This window comes from Carboxydocella sp. JDF658, assembly GCF_002049395.1.
GTDB lineage: Bacteria > Bacillota.
The window spans coordinates 1-9,492 of sequence record NZ_BDLR01000026.1 but is presented as its reverse complement, the minus strand read 5'-3'; the positions used below and the strand labels follow the sequence as shown (position 1 = coordinate 9,492).

Here is a 9,492-nt window from a genome sequence, read left to right as displayed (position 1 = left end):
CCCGCCGGTAGGCAACAGCCCCATTGCCGCCATCGCCACCTTTGACGTAGATTCTTGCTTTATCCAGAAACACTTTTATCCCTCCCTGGATATTCCCAGATTAGGGCTCCATCCTCTGCTATGTAATATGCCCCTGCCAGCCCCGTTTCCATTCCCACCGGGGCTGGTTGCCAGCTGAGGCGCAGACCGGGCCCGGATGCTTGCAGGAAAAGCATGCTGTCTTCCCCTGTTGGCAGCCGCCCCTGCTGGCACAAACCCTCCAGAAAGGCAACCAGAGCCAGGGCTGCCCGGGGCTGCGGCTGCCCTGCACAGACTATTTCCAGCTCATGCTCCTGAGCCTGGGCCCACTGCTTCAGCTCCAGCAAGGCCAGCACCAGGTCTGGCTGGCCCAGACGGCAGAGATGGCTTTCTTCCTCCAGAGTCCGCTGTAGATTTGACAGCTGCCGTCGCACTGCCTCCAGATCCCCCATTTGCAGGTAGCCACTGAGCATCTGCAAATAATTGAACAGGTCATGTCGGCGCCGGTTCAATTGCTGCAGCCAGCGTTCCCCCATGACTCCCTCACCTTCCCCCGCAAAGATAAAGACCCCAGCCAGAGGCTGGCTGGGGTAAATCTTACAGAGCCGCTTCCACAGGATATACGCTGACCTGTTTCTTGTCGCGACCTTTTCTTTCAAAGCGCACAACCCCGTCGATCAGGGCGAACAGGGTATCATCCTTGCCGATACCGACATTGCGGCCAGGGTGAATCTTGGTTCCCCGCTGGCGCACCAGGATATTGCCGGCCAGTACAACCTGGCCATCATGCCGCTTGACCCCCAGCCGCTTGGCTTCAGAGTCCCGGCCGTTCTTGGAAGAACCTACCCCTTTTTTCTGAGCGAACAGTTGCAGGTTCTGCAGATTCAGCTTTAACATCAGGTCCACCTCCTCTTGATCACAGTTACATGTTCGGGGTGGTCGGCTGACAGCTGTTCAGCGTTTAGTGCCAGCGTTTCTGTCAAAACTCGGGCCTGGAGGCGCCGGTCAGCCGCCAGATTATCGGGTAACACACAGTACAGGTAACCATCAGCCACCGTCAGTTCCCGGGGCTCAACGCCTGCCACCTCGGTTAGTCCGTTGGTGATAGCCAGAGCCAGCATGGAAACCACTCCGCAGAGGAAGTCATAAGTCTCCCCGGGACGGCGCGCACCAGCATGTCCGCTGAAACGGTAAGCCTTGATTTCCCCTGTACCGGTCCGGAAAATTTCGATGGTAATCATAGTTAGGCCATAATCTTTTCCACTACAACCTTGGTGTAGGGTTGACGATGACCCTGCTTACGGCGATAGTTTTTCTTGGGCTTGTACTTGAAGACAATGATCTTCTTGCCTTTGCCGTGTTCCAGCACTTTCAGTACAGCCTTGGCCCCCGGTACGGTAGGATTGCCCACTACCAGCTGGCCATCCTTTGCTACAGCCAGAACCTGGTCCAGTTCCACAGTAGCGCCAACTTCTGCATTCAGCTTTTCAACCCGCAGTACATCGCCTTCCTGTACCCGGTACTGCTTACCGCCAGTTTGGATAATTGCGTACATGCTTGCACCTCCCTATTCCAGACTCGCCAAAAGCAGGCAGGCCTGTCGGCCATTTTCCGGCCCCTTTCGTGCGGTTGTGAACACTCAATTATTCTACCGGAAAAGGACAGAAATGTCAAGTAACAATCCGCAAAATCCGGGCCCGGGCAGAAGTTTTCTGCACCCGGGTCACTTCAACCTGCAGCTTTTCCCCAATAAAAGCCCCACCGCCATCGATATTGATGACAAAACCATGATAGCGGGCAATCCCATCCCGAGGATTGCCGGTGTGGGGCTCTTCCACCTTGAGTTGCAGCACCTGTCCCAATTTGACAGGAATATTGTTTTCCAGTTCAGCCCGGGATGACAGGGCCCGCAGGTTAAATTGCTCCAGATGTAACTCCTGATTACCCCGAATCAAAATCTCCCGGCGGGTGCGGCTTTCCAGCTCTCTCAGGCCGCTGCCACCACTGCCGATGAGCAAGGCAGCCACCGCTGGATGGACTTCTACCAGAATGGCCTCGCCCAGGGTGCGGCTGCAGAGCTCATAGAGGGCCTGTCTGACCTTGATGGCGACCGTCTCCTCGGAGAGCACCAGACCCCGGCCTTCACAGTAGGGACAGGGGCGCATCAAGAGGCTTTCCAGGCCGGAGCGGGTTTTCTTGCGGGTGATTTCCACCAGACCCAGCTGGGTAATACCCAGCACATGGGTTTTAGTCCGATCCTTCCTGATTTCCTCCTCCAGCACTGCCAGCACCTGTTGCCGGTGCTCCTCGGTCGCCATATCGATAAAATCAATAATAATAATGCCGCCCAGATTGCGCAGGCGCATCTGGCGCACTATTTCCCGGGCCGCCTCCAGATTGGTATGCAGCACCGTCTCCTCCAGGTCCTTCTGACCCACATATTTACCGGTATTGACATCGATGGCAGTCAAAGCCTCGGTCTGGTCGATAACCAGATAACCGCCGCTTTTCAGCCAGACCCGGCGTTTTAAAGCCTTTTCCAGCTCGGCTTCCAGGTTGAAGCGCTGGAAGAGGTTTTCCCCCTCAAACAGCTGCACCCGGTATTTCAACTGAGGAGCCATCAGGTCCAGCAGTTCCAGTACCTTTTCATAGGCATGGCGCTGATCGATCATTACCCGTTCAATTTCTTCCGTAAACAAATCCCGAACCAGGCGCTGCACCAGATCCAAATCCCGGTGCACCAGACTGGGCACTCCCCCACCAGTGCTGCGCATCTGGATGCGCTTCCACAGTTTCAGCAGCATCTCCAGGTCCTGCTGCAGCTCACTGGCCGACATACCTTCTGCCACCGTTCGTACGATCACCCCGATTTTAGGGGGCCGCAGCTTTTCCGCCAGTTCCCGCAGACGCTGTCTTTCCTCTTCATCTTCAATGCGGCGGCTGACCCCGACATAGTCCACGGTAGGCATCAGCACCAGATAACGGCCCGGCAGGGTAATATGGGTGGTAATGCGAGCCCCTTTGGTGCCCAGGGGTTCCTTGGTGATTTGCACCAGCAACTCCTGGCCTTCCTTGACCACATCGGTAATATTGGCCCGGGGCCGCTTTTCCTGTGGTAAAGGGGTTTCCTCCTCCCCCAGAAACTCCTCTGGCAGCCGCTGGGGCACGGCATCATCCACATAGAGAAAGGCATTCTTCTCCAGGCCGATATTGACAAAAGCGGCCTGCATCCCCGGCAGGACATTTTCCACCCGGCCCCGGTAGATATTGCCCACCAGGCGCTGGGCCTGGGAGCGCTCCACCAGTACCTCCACCAGCTGGCCTTCTTCCAGCATGGCAACCCGGGTCTCTTCCTCTCTAACATTCACAACCAGTTCTCTGCCCAAAGGGCTCACCCCTTATGCACGATTTCCATTGGGCTATACAGTTCGCCTCCCCTGGCCACCAGCAAATCCAGGCGATGCATCAGCAAGCCGTGTTCCACCACCGGCCAGCTCAGATATTTTTCCAGCAGCTTCACTATATCTTCAGGCCGCACGTTGGCCTCACTGCCGGCTGCTACCAGACAGCGCAGATGCACCATCGGGCCATCACTGCTGCCGGCCAGCCGGTAAAGGAGGGGGCGGAAATCCACTTCCCTCTCCCCGCTCTTGCTGCGTTTGAGCAAAGGCAGAGCAGGCTTTGTCAGCAGGGCCTGCAGCTGCTCATTGACATCGGCCACCGCTTCCCGCAGGGGCAGGCCTAACAGATAATCCGCCCGGTTGACGATACTCATCAGGGCCGGTGCCCCTTCCGGCAAAGTGCGGATTTTTACTACCTGGAAGCCCCGGGGCAAGGCCTGATTGAGACGCTCCTGCACTTCAGCCGGCAGGAGGTATTCCCTCAGTTCCAGGTCCAGATATTCTCCCTCACTGGTCATACCCACAGCCAGGGCATGGGCAAAAGCCAGTTTGGGATGGGGATTAAAACCTTCCGTTAAAACCAGGGGTAAACCGGCCCGGCGCAAGGACCGCTCCCAGGTACGCAACAGATCGAGGTGGGAAACAAACCGCACTTCCCAGCCCCGTTGCCATTTCAAACGATATTTCATGCCCGCTCACCTCCCTGGAGCAGATTATCCACTTCCAGGTCAGGACAAAGGCGGCAGCCCTTGCAGCCATACCAGCGACAATCAGGGGTGACTGCCTGCCGTATGGCCTGTTCATATTCCCGCCAGAGAAAGTCCTTGCTGACCCCGCTGTTAATATGCTCCCAGGGCAGGATTTCCTCTCGTCCGAAGCTGCGCCGGGCAAAGTCTTCCGGTGTGAAACCATGGGCTGCAAAAGCCTCCCGCCAGGTCTCATAGCGGAAATGCTCACTCCAGCCATCAAATTTGCAGCCTTGCTGCCAGGCAGTATATAGTACAGCCCCCAGCCGCCGATCCCCGCGGGCAAAAGCCGCTTCAATGAGGCTGGTACGGGCATCATGGTAGTTGAGAGTAATGGCTTTGTTCTTTTTCACCAGCTCTTTCAGCAATTCCTGCTTTTTCTGCAGGTTTTCCATACTGTCCTGGCCCACCCACTGGAAAGGGGTATGGGCCTTGGGCACAAAGGAGGATACACTGACCGTCACCTTGACCTGGCGGCTGGTCGTTTTCTCCCGCCGCCCGATTTCCACCACTCTGGCAGCTAAGGCTGCGATTCCGGCCACATCCTCTTCCCGTTCCTCCGGCAGACCGATCATGAAATAAAGTTTGATCTGATTCCAGCCCGCCCGGAAGGCAGCAGTGACCGCCGCTTCCAGATCCGCTTCGGTTACCCCTTTGTTGATGATATTCCGCATACGCTGGGTTCCAGCCTCGGGAGCAAAGGTCAGGCCGGTTTTGCGCACCCGCTGGATTTGCTGGGCCAGATCTACGGAAAAGGCATCCACCCGCAAACTGGGCAGCGAAACCCCTACTCCCTCTTCCCCCAGTTCATTGATCAGGGTAGCCAGCAAGGGGGCAACACAGGAATAATCGGCAGTGCTGAGGGACGTGAGGGCAATTTCATTGTAACCGGTGTGACGTACCGCCTCCCGGGCCTGTCTCAGCAAAGTCTCCGGCTTCCGTTCCCGCACCGGCCGGTAAATCATCCCGGCCTGACAGAAGCGGCAGCCGCGGGTACAGCCCCTGAGTACCTCCAGCATAATACGATCATGCACCGTTTCCAGAAAGGGCACGATGGGGGCAGTGGGAAAATCCAGACTGTCCAGGTCCCTGATCAGCCGCCGGGTTACCCGGGCCGGCACTCCTTCCCGGTTGGGACCAATAGAGGTAATGCTGCCATCTTCCCGGTAGTTGACGGTATAAAAAGCGGGCACATAGACCCCCGGTACCCGGGCCAGGCGCAGCAACACTTCCTGACGCCCGCCGGGGCGGCCATCCTGCTTCCAGTCCCTTACCACATCCAGAATTTCGTGAATTACTTCTTCCCCTTCACCGATAACAAAAGCATCGATGAAATCCGCCAGAGGCTCGGGGTTAAAAGCACAGGGTCCCCCGGCCAGAATCAGGGGATGCTCCTCTCCCCGCTCCCGGCTAAACAAAGGCAGCCGGGCCAAATCCAGCATGTTGAGAATATTGCTGAAACTCAGCTCATACTGCAGGGTAAAGCCGATCAGGTCGAAATCAGCCAGGGGGCGGCGGCTCTCCAGGCTAAAGAGGGGCAAACCTTCCTGGCGCAGCAATTCCTCCAGGTCAGTCCAGGGGGCAAAAACCCTCTCCATTAGAGCATCCTGCCGCTTGTTCACCTCATGGTAGAGGATGCGCAGGCCTAAATGGGACATACCCACTTCATAAACATCGGGAAAGGCAAAGGCCATGGTTACCTGTACCTGTTGCCAGCCCTTTTTTATGCTGTTGACCTCATTGCCTACATAGCGGGCCGGTTTCTGCACCCGGGGCAAGAGGCACTCAATTCGTTCAGCCAGCATGATATGTACCTCCTTTACTGTCACTCTATAACATACCATTATCGGTGTTGTGATGCAAGTTAAAAAACAAGCCCCTGTCCTATACGGACAGAGGCTGAGCCAGATACCGGTCGGCCAGCTCCACAGGTAACAGCGGTTTACTGTAATAGTAACCCTGGGCCAAATGGCACCCCAGTGCCTGCAGGAACCTGACCTGTTCTTCTGTCTCTACTCCTTCAGCCACCACCTTGAGGCCCAGATTCTGGGCCAGGGCAATGATGGTCTTGATCACCGCCTCCCCATTGGCATCCCGTCCGATATCCAGGACAAAGGAACGGTCCACCTTGAGATAGTCAACCGGGAACCGTTTGAGGTAATTGAGGGCCGAGTAACCGGTGCCAAAATCATCGATGGAAATCTGGACCCCCAGTTCCCGCAATTTTTTCAGCACAGAAAGGGTATAATCCAGGTTCTGCATGGACACCGTTTCGGTAATTTCCAGAATCAGCAACGATGGATCTACCCCCTCTTCTCTTATAATCTCAGCAATCCGCACCACCAGGTCCTTCTGGTAAAACTGGACACCGGAGAGGTTGACAGAAACCTTGACCGGTGACAAGCCCGCCTCTTCCCAGGCCTTGAGCTGGCGCAAAGCCTGGCGCAAAATCCATTCCCCCAGGGGAATGATCAAGCCCATTTCTTCCGCCAGCCCGATAAATTCCCCGGGCATTACTACACCCCGCTGAGGGTGCTGCCAGCGGACCAGGGCCTCCACCCCGCCCAGGCGGCCATCGCAAACGTAAAACTTGGGCTGATAGACCAGGAAAAATTCCCCCCGTTCCAGGGCCTGGCGCAAATCATTTTCCAGCTGCAAACGCTCCACAGCTTGTCCATTTTTAACATAGAATTTGTAGTTGTTTTTGCCTTTAGCTTTGGCCCGGTAGAGGGCACTGTCCGCATTTTTCAGCAGGGTTTCGGCATCGTCCCCATGGATGTGTTTCAGACTGATACCGATACTGGTGGTAATATACACCTGGTGGTTATCGATCTGAAAGGACTCCTGAAAGCTGGCAATAATGCGTTCGGCCACCTGCTTGATTTCCCGGATGCTGGGGATACGATGCAAAATCAGGATGAATTCATCTCCCCCCATGCGGGCCAGGAAATGGCCGGGGCCAACGGCCCGGCGCAGGCGTTTGGCCGTCTCCACCAGCAACATATCCCCCCGGATATGACCCAGAGTGTCATTAATCACCTTGAAGCGGTCCAGGTCCATCAGCAAGACAGCGGTAAAGCCATCCTGACGCCCATCGGCCAGCACCGTCTCCAGATGCTGCATTAGATGGGCCCGATTGGGCAAACCGGTAACCTGGTCGAAAAAGGCCAGAAACTTGATTCTCTCCTCCGCCTGATATTTTTCCGTGACATCGGTGGCAAAACCGGCGATTTCCACCACCTGGCCTTCGCGCCAGATGGGTTTAATCTGGCAGTGAAAAACCCTCCCCTGGTATTCGATATGAAATTCCGTTTCCTGTCCGGCAAAGGCCTGATCCAGGTAGGGCTTGATCCGGGAATAGAGCCTGGGCTCAAGATGATCGGCGAGTTTTAGGCCTTTGACCCTGGCCGTTTCCATGCCCGCTTGAGTGACAGTAGAACCTTCACTATAAGTGGGGTAGATGTTACCAGCTTCATCCCGTTTTAGTTTGAAGATGACATTGGGTAAAACCCCAATCAGGCTTTTAAACTCCTCAGCTACCTGCAGCCGTTCTTTCTCCATGACCAGCAAGGACCAGTAACGGCGAGTGAGCCCATAAAGCTGAAGCATTACCAGCAAATAAATTATCCCGGTTACTGAAAGCAAAAATCCCTTGATCCGGACAAACAGCTTTTGCTGGGGCTGTTTGTCTACCACCACCGCCAGTACCCGGTTGTTGTCCAGGGGAATATAATGTTTTTCATAATCCTTGCCCTGATGTTTAAAACTGGAATGTACCGGTTGCCCGGTGTTCAATACCTGCCGAAAGTAGGTGCGGTCCTGGGGCAGGCTGAATTTATTGGCCCCATACAGGACAGGCAGATCCCGCTCCGGTTCGATCACTTTCGGCTTGTCATTGAGATAGGCCGGCAGATTGATGACAGCAATTTCAACCAGATGTTCATTGGCATTGAGCAGGTTTTCGATCAGCTTGCCCGGTCGAGAATGGGTGCTCAGAGCCTTGATTTCCTCTTCAGAGATAAAGGGATTGATGATAAATTGGGTCGTTCCATCATAGTAATAGGCGTATTTATAATATTTGCCATCGGCATCTGAGATAGAAACCGGTCCAGCCCAGTAATAGGGCAGGTAGAAACCCTTCCCCACCTTTACCTCCTTCAAATCCAGAAGCTGGTTGAATGCTTCAAACCAGTAGCCCCAGGATTTAGAACTCAAGCCCACTTCCCGGGGGTCGGTTGACTTGATAACTACAATATCATCCCCCTGACGGGCAAAAAGGGAAATATGACTCAACTTGAGCTGATCCCGCAAAGCCTGCAATTCCTGCTGGCTGATGGTATTAATCGGACGGCCCTTCAATTCGCGAGCCAGATAGAGAGAGGCATTATAAAGGCGCAGATCCACTGACCGCTCAATTTCCTTCACTGCAGCATCACTGTTGCGGATAGCCAGCTGAATCACCCGGGTAATAGCAGCTATATCCTCTCTTTCCCTGGCCTGGATTTGATTTGCCAAAAACAAAACTATTGATTGATTGGCAACCAGAATGGCTATAGTAAGTATAAGACCGATTTTTATAAATAACGCCAGCCAGGCGGACTTTTCTTTCATTTAGTTCACTCCTCTGCTTCGCTCTTAAATTTATCTTAGCACCTGTTACAAAAAAAGACAATAAAAAAAGACTGAGGGCCTATGCCTTCAGTCTTTTATTTCCTTTCCGTCGACCCAGAGAGCGTATTCACTGATATCCGCCCCATTGGGCCAGGTAACTCCATAGCCACCTGCATCTACTTGAGCCGCTTTAAAAAGAGCTATGTTTTTAAGGTCTAAAAAATTGTCTTGATCTAATAAAGGACTAAAGTCCTGACATCCTCCCACCCCTAAAAGGGGTGGGGTTCCCCTTTTAGAAGTGGTTGGTTTTATAATTCGCGGCTGCCCGGAACAGACCTAAGCGGCCTGCCAGAGCGTCCCCTGTTCACGGCCTGGCGGTGTGGTTTTTCTCCACACGAACAGGTTGACCGCAGGGCGTGCCAGTGCGCCCACTACTCCCGACCGGTCCGGCAGTGCCAGACCGGACTCACGGAGATACCTTTGCAGAATGTTATATGCGCCTACCAGGTCGGCATTCAGTACGACACCGCAGTGGATGAACAGCCCCCGATGCACGCGGGCTTTCTTGACCCTTTCGCCGCACACCGGGCAGGTAGTGCTGGTGTTCTTCTCCGATACCTTGACCACCCGGATGCCGGCGAGGGCCGCTTTATAAGTGAGCAGGCTTATTATCTTACTGAACGGCCAGGCGTGGAGTTTCTGGTTGCCCGCGTCTC

9 protein-coding genes are annotated in these 9,492 nt (G+C 54.8%); all 9 read right to left on the bottom strand.

The window, feature by feature from the left end:
- Positions 1-59: 59 nt before the first annotated feature.
- Positions 60-554, bottom strand: a complete 495-nt coding sequence (locus JDF658_RS05350; RefSeq protein WP_078664183.1) for a Spo0B domain-containing protein — start codon at positions 552-554, stop codon at positions 60-62.
- A 61-nt stretch (positions 555-615) separates the two neighbouring features.
- Positions 616-915, bottom strand: a complete 300-nt coding sequence (rpmA, locus tag JDF658_RS05345; RefSeq protein ID WP_078664184.1) for a 50S ribosomal protein L27 — start codon at positions 913-915, stop codon at positions 616-618.
- Complete coding sequence (locus JDF658_RS05340; RefSeq protein WP_078664185.1) at positions 915-1,259, bottom strand: ribosomal-processing cysteine protease Prp; 345 nt, start codon at positions 1,257-1,259, stop codon at positions 915-917. Before JDF658_RS05340 ends, rpmA begins: the two co-directional genes overlap by 1 nt.
- A 2-nt stretch (positions 1,260-1,261) precedes the next feature.
- Complete coding sequence (gene rplU / locus JDF658_RS05335) at positions 1,262-1,573, bottom strand: 50S ribosomal protein L21 (protein ID WP_078664186.1); 312 nt, start codon at positions 1,571-1,573, stop codon at positions 1,262-1,264.
- 115 nt (positions 1,574-1,688) lie between these two features.
- Positions 1,689-3,404, bottom strand: coding sequence for an Rne/Rng family ribonuclease (locus JDF658_RS05330; RefSeq protein WP_079906734.1), 1,716 nt, complete (start codon positions 3,402-3,404; stop codon positions 1,689-1,691).
- A gap of 5 nt (positions 3,405-3,409) precedes the next feature.
- Positions 3,410-4,108, bottom strand: coding sequence for a TIGR03936 family radical SAM-associated protein (locus JDF658_RS05325; RefSeq protein ID WP_079906733.1), 699 nt, complete (start codon positions 4,106-4,108; stop codon positions 3,410-3,412).
- Entirely contained in the window at positions 4,105-5,970 is a 1,866-nt protein-coding gene (locus tag JDF658_RS05320) for a TIGR03960 family B12-binding radical SAM protein (protein ID WP_079906732.1), read from the bottom strand. Before JDF658_RS05320 ends, JDF658_RS05325 begins: the two co-directional genes overlap by 4 nt.
- Positions 5,971-6,049: 79 nt before the next feature.
- Entirely contained in the window at positions 6,050-8,776 is a 2,727-nt protein-coding gene (locus tag JDF658_RS05315) for a bifunctional diguanylate cyclase/phosphodiesterase (RefSeq protein ID WP_079906731.1), read from the bottom strand.
- Between the two features lie 336 nt (positions 8,777-9,112).
- Positions 9,113-9,492 (bottom strand): zinc ribbon domain-containing protein (locus JDF658_RS05305; protein WP_143311954.1); only part of this gene is annotated, 380 nt, incomplete at its 5' end.